Genomic DNA, 24,198 nt, shown 5'->3' on the forward strand with positions numbered 1-24,198 from the left:
TCAATATACCTGTACTTTAGAGGGCATTATGGAATCATTAGATCTACTTTTATCTAAAGTAGATTCTATTGCAAGAGTTAGAATTATAGGCGAAGAACCCCTGTTGTTTAAAGATTTACCACAATTGATTGATTATTTAGATGCTCAAAAGAAAATACTAACTTTTTCTTTAGTTACTAATGCAACTATTGATTTTAAAGATGAATTGATGAAAAAGTTAAAAAAATCTAATAAGGTTAGAAAAATTACAATTTCAGACTACAAAAGATCGCCAAATTTAAAAATTCCACTAAAACAAGAAAGTATTCTAAGAAAATTAAAAGAAAATAAAATTCCATTTTCTATGGACTCTAGTGGCGAAAATTCTACTTGGAGTGATCCTGAAAAAATTTATAAACGCGGTAGAAGTAAAGAAGATATAATCAAAAATTATCGTAATTGTCAAATGCCATGTGTAAGTTTGATGACATCTGAGGGCTTAGAAAATAAACAATTAGCACCTAAAGGAGCTATTTTTGTTTGTCCTATATCAAGTTCCTTGTCACGCTTAAAAGGACTTGAAGAATTTAATGGTGATTTTTTAAATTTAGAGGATTCTAAAGAAAGATTTTTTGAATTTTATTCTCAAGATTTTTATAAATCTTGTGATTATTGTAGAGATTATGGTGAGCCAGCTAAGCAAATTGCAGTTGCAGTCCAAACTGATAAAGTTTTAAAGTTAGAAAAAGATTAAGGTAGATTTTTCAAAAATTCATCCTTTATGTTTTTTTGAGATTGTATCAAAAATTTTTGATTTTTATATGTAAATTCTAAGCTAAAAGAATGCAAAAGCAATCTTTTAGCACCTGTGATGTGAGCTCTTTCGATATCGCTCATTTTTCCATCTAATATTTGCTCTATTTGTGTTTTTTCTAAACCATATAAAGGTTCACCTAAAATTTTATGTTTCACATGAAACAAATGTAATCTTATTTGGTGTTGTCTTCCTGTTAGAGGTTTAGCTAAAACTAAACTAGCATCTAAATTTTCAAAATATTCTAAAGTATAAAATTGTGTTAAAGCTTCTTTGCCATTTTCACAAATATGCATCCTAGTTTTTACTGTATCATAGTCTTTAGCCAAATCCATACTTTTATCTACTATAAATTCTTTTTTAGTTTTTCCTTTTACTAGAGCGAGATAGCTTTTTTGCACTAATCTTTTTTCAAACATAGTTTTTAACTCAATTTGTGTATTTTTATGTTTTGCTATGAGTAAAAGTCCGCTTGTTTCTTTATCTAGTCTATGAGCTACGCAAGCTTTTTCACCCCATAAATGCCAAATTTCATCACAAAGACTATAAGTACAATTGCGCCCATTAGGATGAGTTAGCACTCCACTTGGTTTTTCTACGATGGCAAAATCTTCATTTTCAAAAACTATTTCTAATCCTTTGGGGTTGTTTTCATATATGATTAATTCTACTAAACCATTTAAAAATTTATTTTTTTCTTCTACCAAATTTCCATCACAAAATAATCTTTTTTTATCAATGAGTTTTTGTGCTTCACGCATAGAAATTTTCAACTCATCCATAAGTAGTCTAAATGCCTTTTTTCCATTATTTGCTAGTTTCTTTTTTATATATGCCATTTAATAACTTTCTTAGGTAATTTATAATAAAATTCAAGCTATTTTTTCATAAAAAATTATATAAAAAAAGGTCTTGAAAATGGTTGAAAGATATAGTAGAGAAATCATGGCTAAAAAATGGGACATGCAAGCAAAATATGATGCATGGCTAAAAGTAGAATTAGCTGCTGTGAAAGCATGGAATAAACTTGGTCTTATTAAAGACGATGATTGTGAAAAAATTATAAAAAATGCAAAATTTGATATAGCAAGAATAGATGAAATAGAAAAAACTACCAAACATGATGTTATCGCTTTTTTAACTAGTGTAAGTGAAAGCTTAGGTGAGGAAAGTCGTTTTGTACATTATGCAATGACAAGTTCAGATTGTATTGATACTGCAGTTGCTTTGCAGATTAAAGATAGTTTGGAACTAATCTTGCAAGATTTAGATCAAGTTTTAGCAGCGATTAAAACAAGAGCATATGAGCATAAAAATACCTTAATGGTGGGAAGAAGTCATGGAATTCATGGAGAGCCTATAACTTTTGGTTTAGTTTTGGCTATTTGGTATGATTCGCTAGTTCATGCAAAAGATTTAATTATTCATGCAAAAGAAGTGATTAGCTATGGAAAAATCAGCGGTGCTATGGGAAATTTTGCTCATGCTCCACTTGAATTTGAAGAAGAAGTTTGTAAAAATTTAGATCTTAAACCAGCACCAGTTTCAAACCAAGTTATACAAAGAGATCGTTACGCACAAGTTATCTCGGCTTTAGCTATTTTAGCTTCAAGTTGTGAGCAAATTGCTGTTGCTATCCGCCATTTTCAAAGAACAGAAGTATATGAAGCTGAAGAATATTTTTCTCAAGGACAAAAAGGAAGTTCAGCTATGCCTCATAAAAGAAATCCTGTTTTGAGTGAAAATATTACCGGTCTTTGCAGGATGATAAGAGCTTATGTAACACCTGCTTTAGAAAATGTAGCATTGTGGCATGAAAGAGATATATCACATTCTAGTGTAGAAAGATTTGTATTACCTGATGCTTTTATCACGACTGATTTTATGCTTTCAAGATTATGCGGTGTGATAGAAAAGCTTTTGGTATATCCAGAAAATATGATGAAAAATTTAAATTTAACTGGAGGGCTTGTATTTTCTCAAAGAGTATTGCTTGAACTTCCATTTAAAGGTATAAGCAGAGAAGAAGCTTACAAGATTGTTCAAAGAAATGCTATGAAAGTTTGGGCTGATTTACAAAATGGTAAGCCTGCTTTAAATGAAAAAGGTGAGAGTTTGTTTTTATTAGCTTTATTGGCTGATGAGGATTTGAAAAATTCTTTAAGTGAAGCAGATATTAGAAATTGCTTTGATTATAACTACTATACTAAAAATGTAGATAAAATTTTTGAAAGAACTTTTAAATAATAAACTAGGGGTTGTGAGTGAAAGTATTAAAAAGAAATGGAAGAACTGAAGAGTTAGATGTTTCTAAGATTAAAAAATATACTACCGACGCGGTGGCAAATTTAGAAAATGTAAGTCAAAGTGAGCTTGAAGTAGATGCAAAAATTCAATTTCGTGATGGTATAACAACAGAAGAAATCCAACAAACTCTTATAAAAACAGCAGTAGATAAAATAGATATTGATAGACCTAATTGGACCTTTGTTGCTGCAAGATTGTTTTTGTATGATTTGTATAAAAAAGTAAGTGGTTATAATGGGTATAAGCATTTAAAAGAATACCTTGAAAAAGGCGAAAAAGAAGGTAGAATTTTAATCGGCTTAAAAGAAAAATATGATTTAGATGATCTTAATGCTTATATCAAGCCAGAGCGTGATTTGCAATTTACTTATCTTGGTATAAAAACTTTGTATGATAGGTATTTGATTAAAGATTCTAAAGGTATGCCTATAGAATTACCACAACAAATGTTTATGGCTATTGCGATGTTTTTAGCACAAAATGAATTAGATTCTCAAACTTGGGCTAAAAAATTTTATGATTTGATCTCAACCTTTGAAGTAATGCTTGCAACTCCAACCCTTTCAAATGCAAGAACTACAAGACACCAATTAAGCTCATGTTATATAGGAAGCACACCTGATAATATAGAAGGGATTTTTGATTCCTATCAAGAAATGGCACTCTTATCTAAATTTGGTGGTGGTATAGGCTGGGATTGGTCTAAGGTGCGTGCTATGGGTGGAAGTATAGATGGGCATAAAAACGCAGCAGGCGGGATCATACCATTTTTAAAAATCACTAATGACATAGCCGTTGCTGTTGATCAACTTGGTACTAGAAAAGGGGCGATTGCTGTATATATCGAACCTTGGCATATGGATATTAATGACTTTTTAGATTTGCGTAAAAATTCTGGCGAAGAAAGAAGAAGAGCGCATGAACTTTTCCCTGCTTTGTGGATTAATGATTTATTTATGAAAAGAGTAAGGACAAATGGTAAATGGACGCTTTTTGATCCTGCTGATACAGCAAGTTTATGCGATTTATACGGTGAAGAATTTGAAAAAAAATACGAAGAATTTGAAAAAGATGAAAGCATAGCTAAAGAAATTATAGATGCAAAAGAGCTTTGGAAAAAAATACTTTTATCTTATTTTGAAACAGGTATGCCATTTTTATGTTTTAAAGATAGTGCAAACAAAACAAATCCAAATTCCCACGCAGGAATTATAAGAAGTTCAAATTTATGTACAGAAATTTTTCAAAATACAGATCCAAACCATTATCAAATTAAAATCGTATTTGATGATAAAACAGAGCTTCATTTAGACGAGGATGAAGAGCTTACAATAGATGGAGGGTATAAAAAACTTGCTAAGAAAGTTTCTACTTTAGATAGTATCAATGGTAAAAAAGTCTATATAGTAGAAAAATATAAAAACGAAGGAAAAACAGCAGTTTGCAATCTAGCAAGTATAAACTTAAGTAAAATCAACACTAAAGAAGATATCCAAAGAATAGTACCAACAGCGATAAGAATGCTTGATAATGTGATTGATTTGAATTTTTATCCCCATGTAAAGGTTAAAAATACCAACTTAAAATCACGCGCTATAGGACTTGGTGTAATGGGTGAAGCGCAAATGCTGGCTGAAGCTGAAATTTATTGGGGTTCTAATGAGCATTTTGAAAAAATTGATCGTATTATGGAGATGATTAGCTATGAGGCGATTTTAGCTAGCTCAAATTTAGCCTTAGAAAAAGGAAGTTATCCTGACTTTGAAGGATCAAATTGGAGTAAAGGTATAGTACCAATTGATGTGGCAAATGAAAATGCTAAAAAACTTACCGCAAGTGAAGGTTTGTTTGATCAAAGCGAGTGTGATTGGGAAAAATTAAGAGAAAAACTAAAAAGAGATGGTATAAGAAATGGTTATTTAATGGCTATAGCACCAACTTCTTCTATCTCGATTTTAGTGGGTACTACTCAAACAATTGAGCCTGTGTATAAAAGAAAATGGTTTGAGCAAAACTTAAGTGGTATGATACCAACTGTGGTGCCAAATTTAAGTGCTAATACTTGGCAGTATTATACCCCTGCTTATGAGCTTGATCAAAAAATCTTAGTAAAAGCAGCAGCGATTCGTGGTAAATGGATTGATCAAGGTCAATCATTAAATATCTTTGTTTCTTTAGATAAAGCAAGCGGTGGATATTTAAATGAAATTTATCAACTTGCTTGGGAATTAGGTGTTAAATCAACTTACTATCTAAGAAGCGAAAGCCCTGATAGTCAAAAAGTAAATGATGATGTGGTTGATAGAACTATAGAATGTGAAGGTTGTCAATAAAAATGGAGAAACAAAATGCATGTAAAAAACTCACTACCGGAGCTTACGCTTAGGGGTATAATACTAGGAAGTATTTTAACGATTATTTTTACTGCCTCAAATGTATATTTGGGGCTTAAAGTTGGTCTTACTTTTTCTACTTCTATTCCTGCTGTTGTAATTGCAATGGCTGTTTTAAAAATCTTTAAAGATTCTAATATTTTAGAAAATAATATGGTTCAAACTCAAGTTTCAGCTGCAGGTACGCTCTCGGCTGTGATTTTTGTTATACCGGGTCTTTTTATATGTGGGTATTGGTTTGAATTTCCACTTTGGCTTACCTTTATGCTCTGTCTTTGCGGAGGTGGATTAGGCGTGCTTTTTACTATACCTTTGCGTAGAGCTATGGTAGTAAAGAGTAAATTGGCTTATCCTGAAGGAAGGGCTGCTGCTGAAATTTTAAAAGTGGCCAATAAAGATCAAGCTGATAAAAAAGGAAAGGTGGGCTTAAAAGAAATCACACTTGGTGTAGTATTAGCTTCTATTGTAAGCCTTTTTTCAAGTGGCTTTAAACTACTTTCAAGTGGAAGTAGTTTTGCATTTATTTGGCAAAAAATGACTTTTGGATTTTCTATGGGCTATTCAGTGGCGCTTTTGGGTGCTGGATACTTAGTAGGTATAGCCGGAGGTGTTGCATTGCTTGTGGGTATGGTGCTTGCTTGGATGGTTTTTGTGCCATATTTTTCTGCTAAAGAAAATTTTGACGCGAGTTTAAGTGCACTTGATATAGCTAATCAAATTTGGGCTCAAAAAGTACGCTTAATAGGTACAGGAGCTATTGCCATAGCAGCATTATGGACTTTAATAGAACTTGCAAAGCCTGTATATGATGGCATGAAAAATATGCTTAAAAAAACTTCATTAAACCTCTCACAAGATCCTAAAGATATGGATTTGTCTTTAAAAGCTATGCTAGGTTTATTTGTGCTTATGTGTATAGGTTTGTTTATTTCATTTTATGCTTTTGTGGCCGATTCAAATTTAGCAAGTGGCTATCAAATTCTTTTTGCTTTGGTGGGAACTTTAGTAGCTATTTTTATAGGCTTTTTTGTAGCTTCTGCTTGTGGATATATGGCAGGTTTAGTGGGTTCATCATCTTCTCCTATTTCGGGTATAGGACTAATTGGGATTATGATTTCTTCTTTGATTATTTTACTTTTGGGTTATCAAGTAGATTTATTTAGTGATCCTTTAATGTCTAAATTTGCTATTGCTTTTGCTATATTTACTACTAGTGTTATTTTAGCAACTGCTGCTATTTCTAATGATAATTTACAAGATTTAAAAACTGGCTATTTAGTGGGTGCAACTCCTTGGAAACAACAAGTTTCTTTGATTATAGGTTGTGTGTTTGGAGCTTTAGCTATAGCTCCTGTTTTAAATTTGTTATACCAAGCTTATGGTTTTGTGGGTGCAATGCCAAGACAAGGAATGGATGAGGCAAATGCACTTGCTGCACCACAAGCAAATTTAATGAGCACTATAGCTCAAGGTATTTTTAACGCTAACATTGATTGGAGTTATATTATAGCAGGAGCTTTTGTGGGTGTTGGTATAATCATTGTCGATCGTTTATTAAGAAAGAAAAATATGTCTTTACCACCTTTAGCTGTGGGTATAGGTATATATTTACCACCTGCTGTTAATATGCCTTTGTTTATAGGTGGATTATTGGCATATTTAATTAAAAAGCGTTTGGATCAAAGATATGCTAAAAATGCTCATAAAAAAGAACTTATTCAAGAGCATGAGCAAAAAGGAACCTTATTTGCCTCTGGTTTGATAGTGGGTGAGAGTATATTTGGAGTATTAATAGCTGGTTTAACTGTGCTTTCTATTAGTAGAGGTGGAGCTGAAGATCCGCTTGCTATTGCAACTTCATTTAAAGACGATGGAATTATAGGTTTTGTAGTTTTTGTAGCGATTATGCTAATTTTTGCAAGAAGAGTGCTTAAAAAATGAATTTAGATTATTATTATGCTTTGATTTTAGGAATCATTGAGGGTCTGACAGAATTTTTACCTGTTTCATCTACTGGGCATATGATCTTGGGTGCTGAAATTTTGGGTTTAAATATAGATGATTTTTGGAGAAGTTTTTTTATCATCATTCAGCTTGGTTCTATACTAGCGGTGATTTTTATTTTTAAAGAAAAACTAACTCAAAAACTTGATATTTGGTTAAAACTTGCTGTGGGTTTTTTGCCTGCAGGTGGGGTGGGTTTTATAGCATATAAGTTTTTAAAAGAAATATTTAATGGCTATACCGTGGCTACTATGTTAATCATTGGTGGGATTGTTTTTATCATCATAGAACTTAAACATAGAAAAAAAGACTATACAATCCACTCTTTAGATGAGGTAAGTTATAAACAAGCTTTTTTGATAGGCTTAACTCAAGCTCTTGCTATTATACCAGGTACTTCAAGAAGTGGAGCAAGTATCATAGGTGGGTTATTGCTCGGACTTGATCGTAAAGTGGCTTCTGAATTTTCATTTTTGCTTGCAATTCCTACTATGATTATAGCAACAGCTTATAGCATTTATAAAGAACCACAAGTTCTAAGCAATATGAATAATTTCATTCCTTTAGCCATAGGTTTTATAACAGCTTTTGTAGTAGCTTTTGTAGTGATTAAAATATTTTTAAAATTAATCAGCAAAATAAACTTCATACCTTTTGGAATTTATAGGATAATTTTAGGTTTTGTATTTTTATACCTTTTTATGAGTGGGGCTTTAGATATATCAAGAACGGGTGTTTGAAATATAAAAATATCCTTTATTTAAAAAAAGTTTAAGTTTTTCATAGCTAAAATTAGTCTTATATTTTAATTTAAGCTCACAAGGTTAGTGAGTGTTAAGGGTAGAAATGACAAAAGATATAATTGCATATGCAAATAATGAAACTTTAGTAGATACTCAAAGTTTTAACAATGATACAAATTTAACTCCGATTTATTTTGATAACTCTAAAGAAAGTTTAGAAGTTATCCGCCACTCTTGTGCGCATTTAATGGCTCAAGCGATTAAAAGTTTATATCCAGAGGCTAAATTTTTCGTAGGGCCTGTGATAGAAGATGGATTTTATTATGATTTTAGAGTTGATAGTAAGATTTCAGAAGAAGACTTAAGCAAAATCGAAAAGAAAATGAAAGAACTAGCTGAAGCAAAGCTAGACATCACAAAATATGAACTCTCAAAGACTGAGGTTAAAGAAAAATTTGCTAATGATGATTTAAAACAAGAAGTTTTACTAAGAATTCCTGATGGAAAAGTAAGTATTTATAAGCAAGGTGAATTTGAAGATTTATGCCGTGGGCCTCATGTACCAAATACTAGATATTTAAGATTTTTCAAACTTACTCGCGTAGCGGGAGCGTATTTGGGTGGTGATGAAAAAAGAGAAATGCTCACAAGAATTTATGGTACTGCTTTTGCAGATAAAGAAAGTCTAAATGAATACTTAAAAATCATTGAAGAAGCTAAAAAAAGAGATCATAGAAAACTTGGTAATGAAATGAAGCTTTTTGCTTTTGATGATGAAATAGGCGGCGGGCTTCCTATATGGCTTAGCAATGGTGCAAAATTAAGAAGTAAATTAGAACATTTATTATATAAAGCACATAGATTAAGAGGCTATGAGCCTGTGCGTGGGCCTGAACTTTTAAAAGCTGATGCGTGGAAAATTAGTGGGCATTATGCAAACTATAAAGAAAATATGTATTTTACGCAAATTGATGAGCAAGAATACGGCATTAAGCCGATGAATTGTGTAGGACATATTAAAATTTATCAAAGTGATGTTAGAAGTTATCGCGATTTACCTTTGAAATTTTTTGAATACGGCGTGGTGCACCGCCATGAAAAAAGTGGAGTTTTACACGGGCTTTTTAGGGTAAGAGAATTCACTCAAGATGATGCGCATATTTTTTGTATGCCAAGTCAGATAAAAGAACAAGTTTTAGAAATTTTAAGCTTTGTTGATACTTTGATGAAGGCTTTTGAGTTTGATTATGAAATGGAAATTTCAACACGCCCAGCAAAAGCAATAGGCGATGATGAAATTTGGGACATAGCTACAAAGGCTTTAAAAGAAGCTTTAGATGAACAAGGTTTAAAATATGGCATTGATGAGGGCGGCGGAGCTTTCTATGGCCCAAAAATCGATATTAAAATCACTGATGCGCTAAAAAGAAAATGGCAGTGCGGAACTATACAAGTAGATTTTAACCTACCAAGCCGTTTTAAACTCGAATACACAGACGCAGATAATGAGAAAAAACAACCTGTAATGCTTCACCGTGCTATTTTGGGTTCTTTTGAAAGATTTATAGGAATTTTAGTAGAGCATTGTGCGGGTGAGTTGCCATTTTTCATAGCGCCAACTCAAGTAGCTATAGTGCCTATTTCGCAAAATCATCATGATTATGCAAAAGAAATAGCAAGAAAACTTTTAGAACTTGGCATTGATAGTGAAGTGTATAATAAAAATGAAAGCTTAAATAAAAAAATCCGCACAGCCGAAAAAGCACATGTGCCTATGATACTTGTTTTAGGCGATGAAGAAGTAGCAAACAAAAGTGTGGCTTTAAGAGATAGAAGAGCAAAAGAACAAAAAACAATGACTTTAGATGAATTTATAACCCTAACAAAGGAGAAATTAAGTGAGGTACGCTTTTGAGTAAAGAAAAAGAAGTATTGCTAAATGAAGAAATTCAAGCAGATGAGATCAGATGTATAGGTGATGATGGCAAGGTTTATGGCATTATTAGTAGTGATGAAGCACTAGATATAGCAAATAGACTAGGGCTTGATTTGGTGATGATAGCCCCTGAAGCCAAACCACCTGTATGTAAGATAATGGATTATGGAAAATTTCGTTATCAACAAGAAAAGAAACAAAAAGAAGCAAAGAAAAAACAAAAAGTTATTGATATAAAAGAAATCAAACTTTCTGTGAAAATTGCTCAAAATGACATTAATTATAAAGTCAAACATGCAAGCGAGTTTTTAGAGCAAGGCAAGCATGTGAAATTTAGAGTGTTTTTAAAAGGTCGTGAGATGGGCTCTCCTGAAGCAGGGGTAGCTTTGCTTGAAAAAATTTGGCAAATGGTTGAAGATATAGCAGATAGAGACAAAGAGCCTTTACTCGAAGGACGCTATGTAAATATGCTAGTAACTCCTAAAAAGAAAAAATAATCACAAGCCTTTTTAAGGCTTGTATTTTAAACTTATGCTAGAAGAAAATCCGCAATTTTTAAAAGAACAAATCATAACTTATCTTGGTAATAAAAGATCTTTGCTCGAGTTTTTAAATCAAGGCTTTAAATTCGCACAAAATGAGCTTAAAAAAGACAAATTTAGTTTTTGTGATGTATTTAGTGGCTCTGGGGTAGTTTCGCGTTTTGTGAAGCCTTATGCGAGTTTTATCATGGCAAATGATTTGGAAGATTATTCTAAAATCATCAATGAGTGTTATTTAAGCAATCAAAACGCGAAATTTTTACAAGAATTACAAAAACATTATGCTTTTTTAACTTCTGATTTAAAACTCAAAAAAGGCTTTATAAGCAAGCTTTATGCGCCAAATGATGATGAGTATATCCAAAAGAATGAAAGAGTTTTCTACACACTTAAAAACGCTATGTATTTAGACTCTATGCGAGAAAAAATTTCAAGCCTGCCGAAAGAAATTCAAAAATACTTCATCGCACCGCTTATCTATGAAGCAAGTGTACATGCAAATACAAGCGGGGTTTTTAAAGGCTTTTATAAAGATAAAAATGGAGTGGGAAAATTTGGAGGAAATGGAGCAAATGCGCTTAGTCGTATAAAGGGTGATATAGCTTTAAAAATGCCTATTTTTTCAAATTTTACTTGTGAGTATGAGGTTTTTCAAAAGGATGCAAATGTTTTAGCTAAAGAGCTTGATGGCTTTGATGTGGCGTATTTAGACCCACCTTATAATCAACACCCTTATGGATCAAATTATTTTATGTTAAATTTAATCGCTAATTATAAAAAGCCAAAGGAAATTTCAAAGGTTTCTGGTATACCAAAAGACTGGAACCGCAGTGCTTTTAACAAAGAAAAAAAAGCCGAAGATGCTTTGTTTGATTTGATAAATGATTTAAAAGCCAAGATTGTATTGCTTTCTTATAATTGTGAGGGTTTTGTAAAAAAAGAAAAATTCACAAAAAGACTTCAAAGTCTTGGAGAATGTTTTGTGCTTGAGCAAAAGTATAATGCCTTTAGAGCTAGTAGAAACCTTTCTAAGCGCTCTATGCATATACAAGAACAACTTTATGTATTAAAAAAACGCTAATCTTGCATGTATGTATTTAACTGCTCAAAAAGTTTTTCTTTTAAAGCGATAGGTTTGTTTATTTTAATATATGGTATCCAATATCTTATTAAATTTAAAAGCTCATCATCATAGGTATAAAATGCCTTGATGTAAATAAAATTCTCATCCTCATCTATAAATTCGTATTTAGTAAGGGCATTTTTTCTTAAGAAATATTCTTTAGCTTTTTTATCAAGTTTTAAAATAGCTTCTTTGTTTTCTTTACTAATCCAGTTGCTTTGATCTTTTTGAATTTGTTTTAAAAACTCTTCTTTTGGGGTAAAAATTTCTTTTTTTTCCACTCTTAGTTGTGTGATTTTAGAAAAAGCAAAGGTTTTTAAAGTATCGTTTTCATCTGCTAAAAGATACCATATGTGATCAATATTGATGAGTTTGTATGGATTGGCTTTTCTGCATTTTTCTTTGTAGTGAAAACTAATGGGGTATTTTGCTATGATAGCTGCACTTAGTTCCTCAAAAACTTCTCTATCAAGTGTTTCATAGCTTTGGGTTTTGACTAAAAAGGCTTTATTGATTTTTTCATTAAGCAAGTCGTTTAAAAACTCTTTATCTAAACTAGGATAAAGCCTACCTATACCGCTTAAAATAGCAAAATTTTGTATATCTTTAAAGCTTAATTTTCCTAAAACATAGCCTTCTAAAAAATACTTTCCATTTTCTTTTTTTATAGGGATAAAAGCAAGGCGTTCATGTAAGTCTCTTTGTATGGTGCGAATGCTGACATTAAATTCTTGCGCAAGCTCTTTTAAGCTAAAACGCTCTCCATTGTTTAAACACTGCAGTATAGAAACTAAACGCGTAGAAAGCTTGTCTTTTTCCATATACAACCTTTTTTTGTTTATTTTAGCAAATCTTTGATGTTTTGTTTGATTGTTTTTGGATCATTTTCATAGGTAGTTAAAAGCTCTTGAATAAGTTTTAAAAAATCACTAAAATCATCAGGATTTTCTTTTTTAAATTTAAGTACTCTATCTAGGATGATAAAAGCGGCTTCTGTTTTGTTATTTTCTTTTTCATAAAGCTCTTTTAGCTCTAAAGCAAACTTAGTGTAAGTATAAGCTTGCTTTGGCTTTGAGATGATATCAAAGATGTTTGATTTATAGCTAAAAAGCAATGAAAAAAGTTGAGGTAGTTTGTTTAGCATGGTTTATTGTATATATTGCAATAAAATTGCTATTATTGCAATCCCCAAAGATGTAATAGAAACTATTTTTAATATATTATTATCTAATAGATTTTCGTGTTTTTTTATTACAGTTTTTATATTTTCCAATTCCTGCATAATATCTTTCGATAAATTTGCTATTTGGTTTTCATATTTTTGCATAAATTCATTTTGTTGCATTGATAAATTGTCGATTTTTTTTGAAGATAATAGTAAATCTTTATTAAGTGAGTTTATTTTATTTTCTTGTAACTCAATAGTTTCGGTGAAGTTTTTTTGTTGTTGTTTAATTAGATTTACTTCATCTTCATTTTTTTCTATTTTTATTTGAATTTCTTGAAAATGTTTTGTATGATCTTGCATTTGATTTATTACAATATCTGTAAGTTCATTATATATTTCTAAAATTTCATTTGTATCATAAGATAATTCTGTAATGCTAGTCCTATAATTTTCATTTGTTTTGGAAATTATTAATTGTAGATCGTTGATTGTGTCATTTATAAATTCTATGCTATAACATGTGAGTTTTATAACTTCTTGAATTAAATCATTTTGTGCTTCAATAGCCTCTATATTCATCATGTTTAATTCTATTAGAATATTTATTTTTTTAATCTCTTCACTATCAATAAAATTTCCAACAAAAGGTATATTTTTTGCCATATTTTCCAAAAAAGTATTTTTAGTATTTTTAGCTAATTTTGCAACTTTTTTTGCCTCTATGATTTTTTTAGAAGCTTTGTGAATTTTATTATTAAGTATGTTAGCTACTTCTTGCGAATTTGCATTTTTATTAGGTGTATTTGTTTTTGTTAAACATTCATGTGAATTTATTATACTAATTTTATGTTTACTTTTACTATAACTAATCATGCAATTCCTTTAGATCAAGAATCTTTTTCTTCAGATTAGATATTTTAGTTTTTCTTTCCTCGTCCATTTTTTTATAAGTATTTAGCTCTTGAGTGAGATTGTTTTGTAGTATTAAATTCTTTTCTTTTATAGAATTTATTGCATGTGTTAAAAAAATATATGCATCATCTAGCATAAGCCATGTTTGAGCTATTTTACAATTTAAAATAACACCACTTTGAGTAACAAGCTGTAATCGTAAATTTCCTATTTTGGAGTTGTTTTTCCATTTATCCATATAAAAAATAACAATAGTGCTAACAATAGCTCCAAAAGCAGCACTTATACTTAATGAAATTGCATCACCTATAGTTTCACTCGTAAATGGTATAGGTAAAGATAATAAAACATTAAGCCCAGGTATAGTTATAAGCCATTTATTTATCGCCTCACTTCCTAGCATTGTGAGTGAGGCGATAATACCTGCTGTAAAAATTTTAGCGGCCTCAAAATATATATCTTCTTTAGGCATATCTTTTGGAGGATTTATAATAATTTTTATCGCATTATATAAAGAAGTAAAGCCAGCACGAATAACTTGAACTATTCTTTTTAAAGTTGTAAATATAGTATTTATAGCAAATACAACTAAATTAGATAAAAATGCTTGAATTCCTGCCTCTAAAGAACTTGCAAAAATATTTTTCCATTTCTTTTTGATATCATCCCAAATGTAATGGATTCTATCTTTAAATCTTTTGAATATATCACTAAAACTCTCGTTTCCAAATTCTTTAAATGTTTTCCTAATTTCTATCATTAAGCTTTTGAAAAAGTCTCTTAAAATCATTCCAAGTGCTGAATATACAATCATTTTTGTAGAGTCTTTAGCTCCGGTTATCAAAGCTTCTTTGTAAGGTTTTAGGCTTGTATAGTAAATTTTATCAATTTCACTATCAATATGTTTTTTTTGATGATTATATTCTTCTATAAATTTTTCACCATCAATTTTACATTGCATATCCAATAATCTTTCTATATTTTTTTGATCTTTTAAGGATAGTTTTCCATTTTTTATTTCTTTTTCGGTTAATATTTGTATCTGTCCTTCTAATTTCTCTAAAGTTTTTGTTGCGCTATTATCTCTTTTAAAATTATTTATCTTAGCATCTGTTTTTTTTAGATTTTGAGGTGTATTAGCTAAAGATACACCATCAGCATTAGCTAAAATTCTTGCACGATCTTCATGAATTTCTTTGGCTGAAACAACATGATCTAGCTGAGTATTGTCTTTTGGCTTAATCATCTTTCCAGTTGCATAATCATATAATCTTCCCTCTTCTATTTCTTTTTTTAGTTTATTATTTATTTTATTGTATTCCCCATTATGATATTTTTTTGAACAGTATTTTTCACGTTTTTCATATTGTTGCTTATCGTTTTCGTTGGCATATATATCTTTCCTGGCATTATGTGTGGTGCTTACATTACCACCGTCTTGAGAATCTAGAACAATAGCAGCCAATCCAAAATGACTTGTTATAGCATCAAGTGCGTTTTGGGTGCATTGCTCAAAAAGTTTTTTACTTTGCTCTTTTGGTAGTTGTGTTTCTATGTTTTTTAGTTCTTGCAAGGCTTCTTCTAAGTTTTGATTTATATTAATTTTAAGTTGTTCTCTTTGTGATATCTCTTTCAAATCATTTTCTAAAAGTTCATAATCGTTTATAAGTTCTTTATTATCTATCATAGTGGTCTCTTTTATAATAGTTTTTGGTTGTTTTGTTTCATATTATAACTTTGTCGTAGATATGCTATTTGAATAACAGCTGGTATAGTTACTCTATAAGCAGGTCCTGCTATATCTATTGCAGTCCACATCCCTGTTATTGTCCATCCAATAGGACCAACAAAAATACTCATCGCTTTTGTTAAACTCACATTAACTACAGCTGACAATCCTCTGCCTAAAATTAATTTTGATATGGCATTTGCAACAATAACTATTAATTGATAGCTTTTGAAACTACCTTGTTTTATTAAAAATTGCATTGCTGCCATTGTAGATTGTTTTGTAAAAGTTGATAAATTTAAATTTAATTCTTGAGAAATTTCCTTGATTTGCTCTTTGCTCATTTGGTCTAAAGAATTTTCTAAAATTTTCATAAAAAGATTTATTTCTATTATCTCTGTATCGGAATTTTTATTATAATTAACTTTAAGTTTATCGGCTACATCGCATAAAATTTCTTTATAAAGTACACCTTTTCCCATTCTTAAGATATTTGCAAAGGTGTTTCCCCCAAAACACTGAAACTCATCTAAAATTAAATCTAAATACTGTTTGTGATCAGGATAGAATTTTTTATACAACTCATTTACTGTTATTAATTCCGTAAATCTTGTAGTATTATCTTTATCATGTGTGAGAATACTAACAAAATCATTTAATTCTTCGCTACTTAAGTTTCTCAAAAATTCCAAATCTTTGTCATATCTATATGCCATCTTTTTCCTTTCAATTTAAATTTTTATTATATCAATACCCCCCCCCCGTATTGTCAAGGTTTTTAGTATTGTTTACTTTTAATTATCCTTGCAAGTACTACTACGCCTGCTAAAATTAGCACATAAGAAACTGCTACATTTATAATTCCGTATTTTTCTATTAAAAATAAACTTGGTAATATAACGCACCACACTACAAACAAAAATAAAGCCCAAAAAGTACCACAAACTATAGCCCATATAGCAGTAGCTATCATAACTATAATACCAATTACTATTGCCATTTGACTCCTTTATTGGATTTTATAAAATTAATAAAATCATATTAAATCCTTGTGACAGGTTGTGTCATAAAAATTTAATTTTTCTAAAGCATAGTTATAGTAAAATGATAGCTTTCTTTTATGAAAAAATTTATCCAAAGGATACACATGCCAAAAATGAAAAGCGTTAAAAGTGCTGTTAAACGCTTCAAAGTAGGTAAAAATAAAATCAAAAGAGGTGCTGCTTATAGAAGCCACATTTTGACTAAAAAACCTGCTAAAAGAATGCGTGATCTTCGCACTTCTAAGTATGTTCACTCAACCAATGTTAAAGCGGTTGAAAAAATGTTAGGAATTTAAGCTCGCTTAAATTTAGTTTTTGACGAAAGTCATTCAAACTCCCCTTATTTTAAAGGGCAAGATTCGTTTAACGAACGCCAATTTGTGAAAGGATAAATATGGCAAGAGTAAAAACAGGTGTTGTAAGACGCCGCAGACATAAAAAAGTTTTAAAACTTGCGCGTGGTTTTTATAGTGGTCGCCGCAAACACTTTAGAAAAGCTAAAGAACAATTAGAAAGAAGTTTGGTTTATGCGTATCGTGATAGACGCCGCAAAAAACGCGATTTTCGTCGTCTTTGGATAGTGCGTATCAATGCAGCTTGCAGACTAAATGATATTAGTTATTCAAGATTTATAAATGGTCTTAAAAAAGCAGGCATTGAGCTTGATAGAAAAATCTTAGCTGATTTAGCGATGAATGACGCAGCTGCTTTTGCAAAAATTGCAGATGCTGCTAAAAAAGCACTTTAATCTTATTGCAAGGCTATTTATAAGCCTTGCTTTTCTCTTTACTCTCTTTTTAAATTCTCTTTTTGCTAAAGATATTTTGCTTTTTAAAGTTTATGATGAAAAAGCATTTAAAGATGTAAATTTAAGCCATTATCTCATGAGTGAAAAACTCGATGGCGTAAGAGGTCTTTGGAATGGTAAGTCTATGCAAACAAGAGCAGGAAATGCTATAAAACTCCCTTCATTTTTCATAAAAAACTTTCCTAAATTTGAGTTAGATGGAGAACTTTGGATAAAAAGAGCTTCTTTTGAAGAAATTTCATCTTTAATACGCCAAGAAAATCCTGATGAAAAACTTTGGCAAAAAGTAAGTTATAATGTCTTTGATGTGCCAAATGCTTGTGAGGAATTTAAACTTGATCCTTGCACCTTAGAAGCAAGATTAGAAGTTTTAAAAAAGTATTTAGCTAAAAATCCAAATGATTTTATAAAAATCATCCCACAAATTCGCATTAAAGATAAAAATCATTTAAAGCAGTTTTATCAAGATATCATTTCACATAAAGGTGAGGGCGTGATTGTAAGATTAAACAACGCACCTTATGAAAAGAAAAGGTCAAACAATGCTTTTAAACTAAAACCTTTTGATGATGCAGAATGTGTTGTAAAAAAGCATTTTGAAGGTAAGGGAAAATTTGAAGGTAAAATGGGATCTTTGCTTTGTGAAGCAGTGATTGAGGGTAAAAAAGTAAGTTTTAAGATAGGCTCAGGTTTTAAAGAAAGCGATCGCTTAAACCCTCCGCCAGTTGGTGCTATTATCACTTTTAAATACAATGGCTTAACCAAAAATGGCAAACCAAAATTTGCTAGTTTTTTAAGAACGAGGGAAGTTTTTTAAAGCATTAATTCCTAAAAATATAGCAAAAGCAACACATGAGATCATAATGATACTAGCACCACTTGAGATATTAAAATAATAACTCACCATCAAACCACTTAAGCAAAAACATAAACTCAAAATACTTGAATAAATCATCATCCAACCAAGTTTTTTACTAATACCTTCTGCTATAAAGCTTGGTATGCTTAATAAAGCCATGGCTAAAATTAATCCCACAAGTCTAATACCAATAACTACGCACAAGCTTATCATAAAAATCAAAAGATAATAAAATAAATTAGTGTTAATCCCTCTAGTTTGAGCAAATTCGCTATCAAAGCTTATGATTTCAAATTGTCTATAAAAGCATAATAAAATAATGATAAAAATGATATCTGCACCAAGCATAAGCCAAATGTCTTCATTAGAAACGGTTAATATATTGCCAAATAAATATGCCATTAAGTCGTTATTGTATTTTGGGCTTAAGTCTATAAGTATGATTCCTATAGCCATACCAAACGCCCATATGACAGCTATAATGCTATCGCTTCTGTTTGGATAGTGTTTGCTTAAATAAGCCACTATAAAGGCTAAAATCAAAGTAAATAAACTTGTGCTAAGTAAAACGGGTAAAGAAAAGTAAAATGCTACTCCAATGCCACCAAATGCCCCATGTGTAATGCCACCAGCCATAGACATAAGCCTATTTACCATTACCAAACTTCCTATACAACCACATGCAATGCTTACTAGCACACAAGAAAATAAAGCATTTTGAAAAAAGTTAAAATTTAAAATTTCAAGCATTACATTCCTTACATAGGCAAGAATTTAAACTCATTTCAACATCGCAAAAATGAGAATGGTTTTGGTATAAGTGTTTTATATAGTTGATTTTATTTGGATCTTTAATGTTTTTGTGTATAAAAATTTCTTTGTTTAAATATGCGATTTTATCACTATATGCTAAAGTTATGTTAATGTCGTGACTAATGCATATAATACCTATGCCATTTTGATGAAGTTGTTTTAAAAGCTCAAAAATTTGTATAGCATTTTTAGTATCTACACTTGCTGTAGGTTCATCTAATATAAGCAATTTACACTCTCCTACTAAAGCTCTTGCTATGAGCACTCTTTGTCTTTGGCCGCCGCTTAAAGAATGGATAGTTTTATCCCAAAAATCTTGCATAGATACTTTTTTTAGAGCATCTAGAGCTAACTCTTTGTCTTTTTTGGTGTAAAAACCAAAAGTTTTATGATTTATCCTTCCCATAAGCACGACTTCTAAGACTCTAGTTGGAAAATTAGTATTAGTTAGAGTGTTTTGTGGGACATAGCCTATTTGACTTAAATTTATATTTTTAAATTCAATTATATTTTTACTTTTTAAAAGTCCAAATATGAGTTTTATAAGGGTTGATTTTCCACCACCATTTGGTCCTATGATAGATAAAAAATCATTATTATCATAGCTTAGATTGATATTTTTTAACACAAGTTCTTCATTATAAGAAAAATTTAAATTAGATATTCGAAATAATTCCACTAAAATACACCTTCTTTGGTATTGATGAATAAAAATAATCCAAATGATATCATAAATATCAAAGCTAGATACTCTAGTAAGGTTCTTATTTTTATAGTTTTGACATTTTGGTGAATTTTATTTGCCCCTATAGCAAATAAAAATAATACAAAACACATTCCCAATGTCACAAACACAGCAGAGCTTAAAGCATAAAAAAAGTTGAATTTATACGCAAAAATAAAAAGTAATATAACACCAGGACAAGGCACCAAAGAAGCTCCTAGTATGACTACCCATTCACTTGTTTTATGTGAGTGGCAAGAGCATGAGCAAGAGTTTTTATGAAGTATCTTTTTGCTTAGCATAAAAAGAGCTATAAAAACTATAAGTAAACTTGTAAATTTTGTAAGAATAAATCCAGCCATATTGATATCTTTGAGTAATTTCTCAAGGATAATTATACCAATGCTTACAAGTAAAAATGCACTCATTATATGCACTATGCCTATTTTTAATACAAAATAAAATATTTTAGAAAATGAGCTTTTGTGTGTTAAAAAATACGAACTTGTAAGCATTTTAGAATGACCTGGTGCACTAGCATGAAAAACGCCATATCCAAAAGATATGATTAATAATATTAAAAATGTTTGTATATTAAATTCTTGTTGAAGAAGTTGCTTGATATACAATAAAATATTTTCTTTAAAAATTTGCAATTTATTTAAAAGATCATCTATAAAATTTGGACTTTGCTTGATTTGAATTTCTGCAAAGGTTGTATTTGGTGTTTTGCCTTTTTGTGCTTGTAAAAATATGAGATTTAAATTGGGATTTGCACTTAGATAATAGTTTGAATTCAAAGTGATAAAATCTTGCGGTATAAATTTAAAACTAAAAAATCCTTCCTTATCTTCAAATCTTATGCTAAATGTGTTATTTTCTTTTATAGGGATGTTAAGCTTTACTTCAAAAGTGAAAAATAGTTTCGTTTTATCTAAGATTAATTTGGCATTTAAAAATTTTTCTATGTAAATTTTTTCATCTAAATTGTAAAATTGAAATTGCATTAAAAATTGTCTTGGCTCTATATAATCTAAAAGAGTATATTTAATATCAGTAAGTTCGTCTTTGTCTAAAGTATTATTATAATTTATATCATAGTTTTGAAGCAGTATTTTTATAAAATCTTGCGAAAATTCCCAAGTTACATAAATTTTATTGATGTTATCATCACTTGCGTTAAAGTCTAATTTTACATTTGCCGTTGGAGTATAAGCTGCACACAAAGCACAGCTTAATACTTTTTGAAAGCATATAAAAGCTAGTATTAAAATGATTTTCATTCTAAAGCCATTTTTAATGCTTGTATGGTTTTTAAAAGTTCTTTATCCCAATCTTTAGCCAAATGATCGATAAAAACAATTTTTGCGTTTAATTCTTTAGATAATACTTTAGCCGAATTTTCACTAAAACCAGGTTGGACAAAAATAACCTTTATGTTTTTTTCTTTGGCTATTTTTATTAGTTTTTGCAAATCTTGAATTTTTGGCTCTTTTCCATCAATTTCCACAGGAATTTGGATGAGGTTGTATCTTTTTGCAAGATAATTCCAGCTAGGATGATAGACTATAAATTCTCGGTGTTTGATATCTTGTAAATTTGTTTTGATTACTGAATTTAAGTCATCCAATTCTTTAAGAAAATTTTCTAAATTTTTTGCATAAAAGTCTTTATTTTGTGGAAAAGTTTGACTTAAAGCTTTATAGATATTTTGTGCTTGTATTTTTACTAAAATAGGATCTAGCCAAGTATGAGGATCGTTTTTACCATGCTCATGTTCATCGTGGTCATGTTCATCAGTCTCATCATTTTCTAGTAATGATATGCCATCATTAATATTAACAATTTTGACATTTTTGAGTGTATTTTTAAATTTGTTTTCTAGGATTTTTTCAAGTTCTAAATCGGCAAGAAAATAAATTTTGCTTTTTTCAAGATTTTTAATCATCATAGGTTTAAATTCTACATTATGTTCATTGGAATTAGGTGAAATCAAGATATTAATTTCAACACTATCTTTAGCAATCTTTTCTACAAAAAATGCCTGAGGTGGTATGCTAACACTCACAATAGGTTTTGAAAAAGCAAGTGCGCATGATAATAACAATAACAATATTTTTAACATTATTTCCTCCTGATTATCTAAAATTTATGTAATTATATATAATGCAACTTAGTTGCAACTTAAAAATTAAGTTGCATTTATAAAACTTTTTTTGTGGTAAAATACATTTATTTTCTAAGGTAGAATTATGGAAGCTATTGATTTATTAAAAAAACATGATATTTCTATGACAACTTTACGAGTGGAAATCTTGCAAATTTTATCTCTTGCTAAAACCCCATTAAGTTATGATCAATTTAATCTCAAAGCAAATAAAACTAGCTTTTATAGAAATATGGAGCTTTTTGAAAAAAAGGGTATTGTTAATAAAAGTCAACTTGATCGCAAAAGTTTTTATGAATTAGCAGATCATGCTAAAGCACATTTTATATGCGATGTATGTCATGAGATTAGTGATGTAAAAATGCCTGAAATTAAAGGGATTATAAAAAGTGTTGTGATTAAAGGAATTTGCCAAAAATGTGAGAATGAATAATGAATTTATGGAATAAAAAAGCAAAAAGCTATGCAAGATATAGTTCTAACTTAAACGAAATTCAAAAAGCCACTTTTGCAAAACTTGGATCTTTACAAGGCAAAATCGTGGTGGATATAGGTTGTGGAAGCGGTGTTTGGACTTTGCATTTAGCGCAAAAAGCAAAAAGTGTTTTGGGTGTAGATAGCTCTAGTGCTATGCTTGAAATTTTACAAGAAGATGCAAAAACTCATGCTATATCAAATATAAAAACTTTAAATTTAGACTTTGAAAACTTTTATAAAAACAATAACACAAATTTTGATTTAGCCTTTTTGAGCATGTCTCCTGCCTTGCAAAATGAAAAAGACTATAAAGCTTTTTTAAGCTTAGCTTCTAAAAAAGTGTATTTAGGCTGGGCGAGTAGGCGCAAAAGTAGCTTTTTAGATCCTATATTTGAGCATTTTAACACGCATTTTAAAGGTTTTTATGAAGAGGATTTGCAAAGTTTTTTAAATGTACAAAGTATCCCTTATGAGTATGAAATTTTTAATGAAATTAGAGTAGTAAAAAGAGATAAAGATAGTGCGATAGAAAATGCTTTGTGGCATTTGAGTATGAATGGCATTAATGCAAACAAACAAGAGTTAGAAAGCTTTGTAAAAGATGAGGTAGAAGAGATTATAGAAGCTAAGATAAAACTTTTGATTATTGATTAAATTTCAAGGCTAAATAACCTTGAAATTTAAAGTTTTTCCTGCCATAAATGGCACCACATCGCCGTATTTTTGCGCTACTTGCCATTCTTGTTTTTCTAAAGTAATAATTTTATCTTTTTCAAATTTAAGATTATGGATTTTACAAGCATTATCTGAAATAAATTTTTGTAAATTTGCTTCATTTGAGTGCTTTTCAAAAAGTTCAGCTAATACAGGTAAAATTACCGGTGCGCTAAATACGCCAGCTGCACACCCGCAGCATTCTTTAGCGTGTAATGGATGAGGTGCGCTATCGCTTCCAAACATAGCCTTTTCATAGCCGCTAAAAGCAAGCTCACATAAAGCGTCTTTGTCTTCATAGCGTTTTGCAATAGGCTTGCAAAATAAATGCGGATCCATCTTACCACCCACCACATCATCAAGGGTTATCATTAAATGATGTAAAGTGATAGTTGCGTATAAATTTTCATAATCTTTTAATAAATCACACAAAACCTTAGTGGTAATATGTTCCATTACAATTTTTAATTTTGGAAAATTTTTAGTTAATTTTTCATAGATTTTAGCAAAATTTGCTTCTCTGTCCATTACAAAATCATTTGTTTCTCCATGTACAAGTAAAGGCAGGCCAAGCTCACTCATAGCATTTAGTGTAGGTTTTAACTTTTCTATATCAAAGTTTGAAATTCCATTATCTGAATTTGTAGTTATGCCTGCAGGATAAAGTTTGATAGCAAAAATTTCATCTTTAGCTTTTTCTAAAAATTTCTCATCATAGTCTTTAAAAAATAAAGTCATCAAAGGCGTAAAATCTTCATTTTTGCATGCTTTTAAAATGCGTTCTTTGTAGGCTTTTAGTGTATTTATTTCAGTAAGCGGAGAGATTAAATTTGGCATGATAACTCCCGCTTTAAAGTCTTTTGCGCTAAATGGAGCTACAAGTTCAAGCATGCTTTCATCGCGTAAATGTAAATGCATATCCAAAGGGTTTTTAAGCGTCATT

General features: G+C 30.3%; 25 protein-coding genes. 13 read left to right on the forward strand and 12 right to left on the reverse strand.

Annotated features, from left to right (window positions below):
- Window positions 1–28: 28 nt before the first annotated feature.
- Entirely contained in the window at window positions 29–733 is a 705-nt protein-coding gene (locus tag L8X38_RS04435; RefSeq protein WP_263661403.1) for a hypothetical protein, read from the forward strand.
- On the opposite strand, the gene L8X38_RS04440 is transcribed toward L8X38_RS04435, so the two are convergent.
- The gene (locus L8X38_RS04440) at window positions 730–1,632 is read right to left on the reverse strand and encodes an RluA family pseudouridine synthase (protein ID WP_263661404.1); all 903 of its coding nucleotides are present in this window, start codon (window positions 1,630–1,632) and stop codon (window positions 730–732) included. The two genes, L8X38_RS04435 and L8X38_RS04440, sit on opposite strands and share 4 nt — an antisense overlap.
- Window positions 1,633–1,711: 79 nt before the next feature.
- Between L8X38_RS04440 and purB the strand changes: the two genes are divergently transcribed.
- The 7 genes from purB to L8X38_RS04475 all read left to right on the forward strand — a co-directional run bounded on the left by purB (window position 1,712) and on the right by L8X38_RS04475 (window position 11,799).
- Window positions 1,712–3,040, forward strand: a complete 1,329-nt coding sequence (purB, locus tag L8X38_RS04445) for an adenylosuccinate lyase (protein WP_258107746.1) — start codon at window positions 1,712–1,714, stop codon at window positions 3,038–3,040.
- A 17-nt stretch (window positions 3,041–3,057) separates the two neighbouring features.
- Window positions 3,058–5,433, forward strand: coding sequence for a ribonucleoside-diphosphate reductase subunit alpha (locus L8X38_RS04450; protein ID WP_263661405.1), 2,376 nt, complete (start codon window positions 3,058–3,060; stop codon window positions 5,431–5,433).
- Window positions 5,434–5,448: 15 nt separating this feature from the next.
- Entirely contained in the window at window positions 5,449–7,434 is a 1,986-nt protein-coding gene (locus L8X38_RS04455; RefSeq protein ID WP_263661406.1) for an OPT family oligopeptide transporter, read from the forward strand.
- Window positions 7,431–8,237, forward strand: a complete 807-nt coding sequence (locus L8X38_RS04460) for an undecaprenyl-diphosphate phosphatase (RefSeq protein ID WP_263661407.1) — start codon at window positions 7,431–7,433, stop codon at window positions 8,235–8,237. Before L8X38_RS04455 ends, L8X38_RS04460 begins: the two co-directional genes overlap by 4 nt.
- A 106-nt stretch (window positions 8,238–8,343) precedes the next feature.
- Complete coding sequence (gene thrS, locus L8X38_RS04465; RefSeq protein WP_039619515.1) at window positions 8,344–10,155, forward strand: threonine--tRNA ligase; 1,812 nt, start codon at window positions 8,344–8,346, stop codon at window positions 10,153–10,155.
- Window positions 10,152–10,673 carry a translation initiation factor IF-3 gene (gene infC, locus L8X38_RS04470; RefSeq protein WP_039617082.1) on the forward strand — a complete coding sequence of 174 codons (522 nt, stop codon included), beginning with the start codon at window positions 10,152–10,154 and terminating at the stop codon, window positions 10,671–10,673. Before thrS ends, infC begins: the two co-directional genes overlap by 4 nt.
- Window positions 10,674–10,707: 34 nt before the next feature.
- Window positions 10,708–11,799 carry a DNA adenine methylase gene (locus L8X38_RS04475; RefSeq protein WP_263661408.1) on the forward strand — a complete coding sequence of 364 codons (1,092 nt, stop codon included), beginning with the start codon at window positions 10,708–10,710 and terminating at the stop codon, window positions 11,797–11,799.
- On the opposite strand, the gene L8X38_RS04480 is transcribed toward L8X38_RS04475, so the two are convergent.
- The 6 genes from L8X38_RS04480 to L8X38_RS04505 all read right to left on the reverse strand — a co-directional run bounded on the left by L8X38_RS04480 (window position 11,796) and on the right by L8X38_RS04505 (window position 16,650).
- On the reverse strand, window positions 11,796–12,662 hold the full coding sequence (locus L8X38_RS04480) for a helix-turn-helix transcriptional regulator (protein WP_263661409.1): 867 nt from the start codon (window positions 12,660–12,662) through the stop codon (window positions 11,796–11,798). The two genes, L8X38_RS04475 and L8X38_RS04480, sit on opposite strands and share 4 nt — an antisense overlap.
- Before the next feature lie 17 nt (window positions 12,663–12,679).
- On the reverse strand, window positions 12,680–12,985 hold the full coding sequence (locus L8X38_RS04485) for a hypothetical protein (RefSeq protein WP_263661410.1): 306 nt from the start codon (window positions 12,983–12,985) through the stop codon (window positions 12,680–12,682).
- A 3-nt stretch (window positions 12,986–12,988) separates the two neighbouring features.
- Window positions 12,989–13,882 (reverse strand): hypothetical protein, encoded by an 894-nt coding sequence (locus L8X38_RS04490; protein ID WP_263661411.1) that lies wholly within the window; start codon window positions 13,880–13,882, stop codon window positions 12,989–12,991.
- Window positions 13,875–15,608: a hypothetical protein gene (locus L8X38_RS04495; protein WP_263661412.1), complete on the reverse strand. Its 1,734-nt coding sequence runs from the start codon at window positions 15,606–15,608 to the stop codon at window positions 13,875–13,877. The genes L8X38_RS04490 and L8X38_RS04495 overlap by 8 nt, the downstream gene beginning before the upstream one ends.
- Window positions 15,609–15,619: 11 nt before the next feature.
- On the reverse strand, window positions 15,620–16,366 hold the full coding sequence (locus L8X38_RS04500) for a DUF3944 domain-containing protein (protein WP_263661413.1): 747 nt from the start codon (window positions 16,364–16,366) through the stop codon (window positions 15,620–15,622).
- Between the two features lie 62 nt (window positions 16,367–16,428).
- Window positions 16,429–16,650 (reverse strand): hypothetical protein, encoded by a 222-nt coding sequence (locus tag L8X38_RS04505; RefSeq protein ID WP_263659198.1) that lies wholly within the window; start codon window positions 16,648–16,650, stop codon window positions 16,429–16,431.
- A 147-nt stretch (window positions 16,651–16,797) separates the two neighbouring features.
- On the opposite strand from L8X38_RS04505, the gene rpmI reads away from it, so the two are divergent.
- The 3 genes from rpmI to L8X38_RS04520 all read left to right on the forward strand — a co-directional run bounded on the left by rpmI (window position 16,798) and on the right by L8X38_RS04520 (window position 18,318).
- Entirely contained in the window at window positions 16,798–16,989 is a 192-nt protein-coding gene (gene rpmI, locus L8X38_RS04510) for a 50S ribosomal protein L35 (RefSeq protein WP_039617094.1), read from the forward strand.
- A 98-nt stretch (window positions 16,990–17,087) separates the two neighbouring features.
- On the forward strand, window positions 17,088–17,441 hold the full coding sequence (gene rplT, locus L8X38_RS04515; protein WP_039617097.1) for a 50S ribosomal protein L20: 354 nt from the start codon (window positions 17,088–17,090) through the stop codon (window positions 17,439–17,441).
- Window positions 17,419–18,318 (forward strand): DNA ligase, encoded by a 900-nt coding sequence (locus tag L8X38_RS04520; RefSeq protein ID WP_263661414.1) that lies wholly within the window; start codon window positions 17,419–17,421, stop codon window positions 18,316–18,318. Before rplT ends, L8X38_RS04520 begins: the two co-directional genes overlap by 23 nt.
- Here L8X38_RS04520 and L8X38_RS04525 read toward each other — a convergent pair.
- The 4 genes from L8X38_RS04525 to L8X38_RS04540 are packed head-to-tail and all read right to left on the reverse strand — an operon-like array spanning window position 18,295 to window position 22,022.
- A complete protein-coding gene (locus tag L8X38_RS04525) occupies window positions 18,295–19,110 on the reverse strand; it encodes a metal ABC transporter permease (protein WP_263659196.1) in 816 nt (271 codons plus the stop codon). The two genes, L8X38_RS04520 and L8X38_RS04525, sit on opposite strands and share 24 nt — an antisense overlap.
- Window positions 19,103–19,852: a metal ABC transporter ATP-binding protein gene (locus L8X38_RS04530; protein ID WP_263660398.1), complete on the reverse strand. Its 750-nt coding sequence runs from the start codon at window positions 19,850–19,852 to the stop codon at window positions 19,103–19,105. The genes L8X38_RS04525 and L8X38_RS04530 overlap by 8 nt, the downstream gene beginning before the upstream one ends.
- The gene (locus tag L8X38_RS04535) at window positions 19,852–21,180 is read right to left on the reverse strand and encodes a DUF1007 family protein (protein WP_263661415.1); all 1,329 of its coding nucleotides are present in this window, start codon (window positions 21,178–21,180) and stop codon (window positions 19,852–19,854) included. Before L8X38_RS04535 ends, L8X38_RS04530 begins: the two co-directional genes overlap by 1 nt.
- Window positions 21,177–22,022, reverse strand: coding sequence for a metal ABC transporter solute-binding protein, Zn/Mn family (locus tag L8X38_RS04540; protein ID WP_263659193.1), 846 nt, complete (start codon window positions 22,020–22,022; stop codon window positions 21,177–21,179). The genes L8X38_RS04535 and L8X38_RS04540 overlap by 4 nt, the downstream gene beginning before the upstream one ends.
- 127 nt (window positions 22,023–22,149) lie before the next feature.
- Here L8X38_RS04540 and L8X38_RS04545 point away from each other — a divergent pair, with 127 nt between their 5' ends.
- Together L8X38_RS04545 and L8X38_RS04550 are read left to right on the forward strand one after the other, a co-directional pair.
- Window positions 22,150–22,497, forward strand: coding sequence for a Fur family transcriptional regulator (locus L8X38_RS04545; RefSeq protein ID WP_220566989.1), 348 nt, complete (start codon window positions 22,150–22,152; stop codon window positions 22,495–22,497).
- Entirely contained in the window at window positions 22,497–23,195 is a 699-nt protein-coding gene (locus tag L8X38_RS04550; protein ID WP_263661416.1) for a class I SAM-dependent methyltransferase, read from the forward strand. Before L8X38_RS04545 ends, L8X38_RS04550 begins: the two co-directional genes overlap by 1 nt.
- 9 nt (window positions 23,196–23,204) lie before the next feature.
- On the opposite strand, the gene pyrC is transcribed toward L8X38_RS04550, so the two are convergent.
- Window positions 23,205–24,197, reverse strand: coding sequence for a dihydroorotase (gene pyrC, locus L8X38_RS04555; RefSeq protein ID WP_263661417.1), 993 nt, complete (start codon window positions 24,195–24,197; stop codon window positions 23,205–23,207).
- Window position 24,198: the final 1 nt, after the last annotated feature.

Origin of the sequence: Campylobacter sp. CNRCH_2014_2452 (genome assembly GCF_025772865.1) — a bacterium.
GTDB classification, from domain to species: domain Bacteria; phylum Campylobacterota; class Campylobacteria; order Campylobacterales; family Campylobacteraceae; genus Campylobacter_D; species Campylobacter_D lari_D.

Coding starts and splice junctions, on each gene's coding strand:
- L8X38_RS04435 (WP_263661403.1), top strand. CDS start 29: ATGGAATCATTAGATCTACTTTTATCTAAAGTAGATTCTATTGCAAGA.
- L8X38_RS04440 (WP_263661404.1), bottom strand. CDS start 1,632: ATGGCATATATAAAAAAGAAACTAGCAAATAATGGAAAAAAGGCATTT.
- purB (WP_258107746.1), top strand. CDS start 1,712: ATGGTTGAAAGATATAGTAGAGAAATCATGGCTAAAAAATGGGACATG.
- L8X38_RS04455 (WP_263661406.1), top strand. CDS start 5,449: ATGCATGTAAAAAACTCACTACCGGAGCTTACGCTTAGGGGTATAATA.
- L8X38_RS04460 (WP_263661407.1), top strand. CDS start 7,431: ATGAATTTAGATTATTATTATGCTTTGATTTTAGGAATCATTGAGGGT.
- thrS (WP_039619515.1), top strand. CDS start 8,344: ATGACAAAAGATATAATTGCATATGCAAATAATGAAACTTTAGTAGAT.
- L8X38_RS04475 (WP_263661408.1), top strand. CDS start 10,708: ATGCTAGAAGAAAATCCGCAATTTTTAAAAGAACAAATCATAACTTAT.
- L8X38_RS04480 (WP_263661409.1), bottom strand. CDS start 12,662: ATGGAAAAAGACAAGCTTTCTACGCGTTTAGTTTCTATACTGCAGTGT.
- L8X38_RS04485 (WP_263661410.1), bottom strand. CDS start 12,985: ATGCTAAACAAACTACCTCAACTTTTTTCATTGCTTTTTAGCTATAAA.
- L8X38_RS04490 (WP_263661411.1), bottom strand. CDS start 13,882: ATGATTAGTTATAGTAAAAGTAAACATAAAATTAGTATAATAAATTCA.
- L8X38_RS04495 (WP_263661412.1), bottom strand. CDS start 15,608: ATGATAGATAATAAAGAACTTATAAACGATTATGAACTTTTAGAAAAT.
- L8X38_RS04500 (WP_263661413.1), bottom strand. CDS start 16,366: ATGGCATATAGATATGACAAAGATTTGGAATTTTTGAGAAACTTAAGT.
- L8X38_RS04505 (WP_263659198.1), bottom strand. CDS start 16,650: ATGGCAATAGTAATTGGTATTATAGTTATGATAGCTACTGCTATATGG.
- rpmI (WP_039617094.1), top strand. CDS start 16,798: ATGCCAAAAATGAAAAGCGTTAAAAGTGCTGTTAAACGCTTCAAAGTA.
- rplT (WP_039617097.1), top strand. CDS start 17,088: ATGGCAAGAGTAAAAACAGGTGTTGTAAGACGCCGCAGACATAAAAAA.
- L8X38_RS04520 (WP_263661414.1), top strand. CDS start 17,419: ATGCTGCTAAAAAAGCACTTTAATCTTATTGCAAGGCTATTTATAAGC.
- L8X38_RS04525 (WP_263659196.1), bottom strand. CDS start 19,110: ATGCTTGAAATTTTAAATTTTAACTTTTTTCAAAATGCTTTATTTTCT.
- L8X38_RS04535 (WP_263661415.1), bottom strand. CDS start 21,180: ATGAAAATCATTTTAATACTAGCTTTTATATGCTTTCAAAAAGTATTA.
- L8X38_RS04540 (WP_263659193.1), bottom strand. CDS start 22,022: ATGTTAAAAATATTGTTATTGTTATTATCATGCGCACTTGCTTTTTCA.
- L8X38_RS04545 (WP_220566989.1), top strand. CDS start 22,150: ATGGAAGCTATTGATTTATTAAAAAAACATGATATTTCTATGACAACT.
- L8X38_RS04550 (WP_263661416.1), top strand. CDS start 22,497: ATGAATTTATGGAATAAAAAAGCAAAAAGCTATGCAAGATATAGTTCT.
- pyrC (WP_263661417.1), bottom strand. CDS start 24,197: ATGACGCTTAAAAACCCTTTGGATATGCATTTACATTTACGCGATGAA.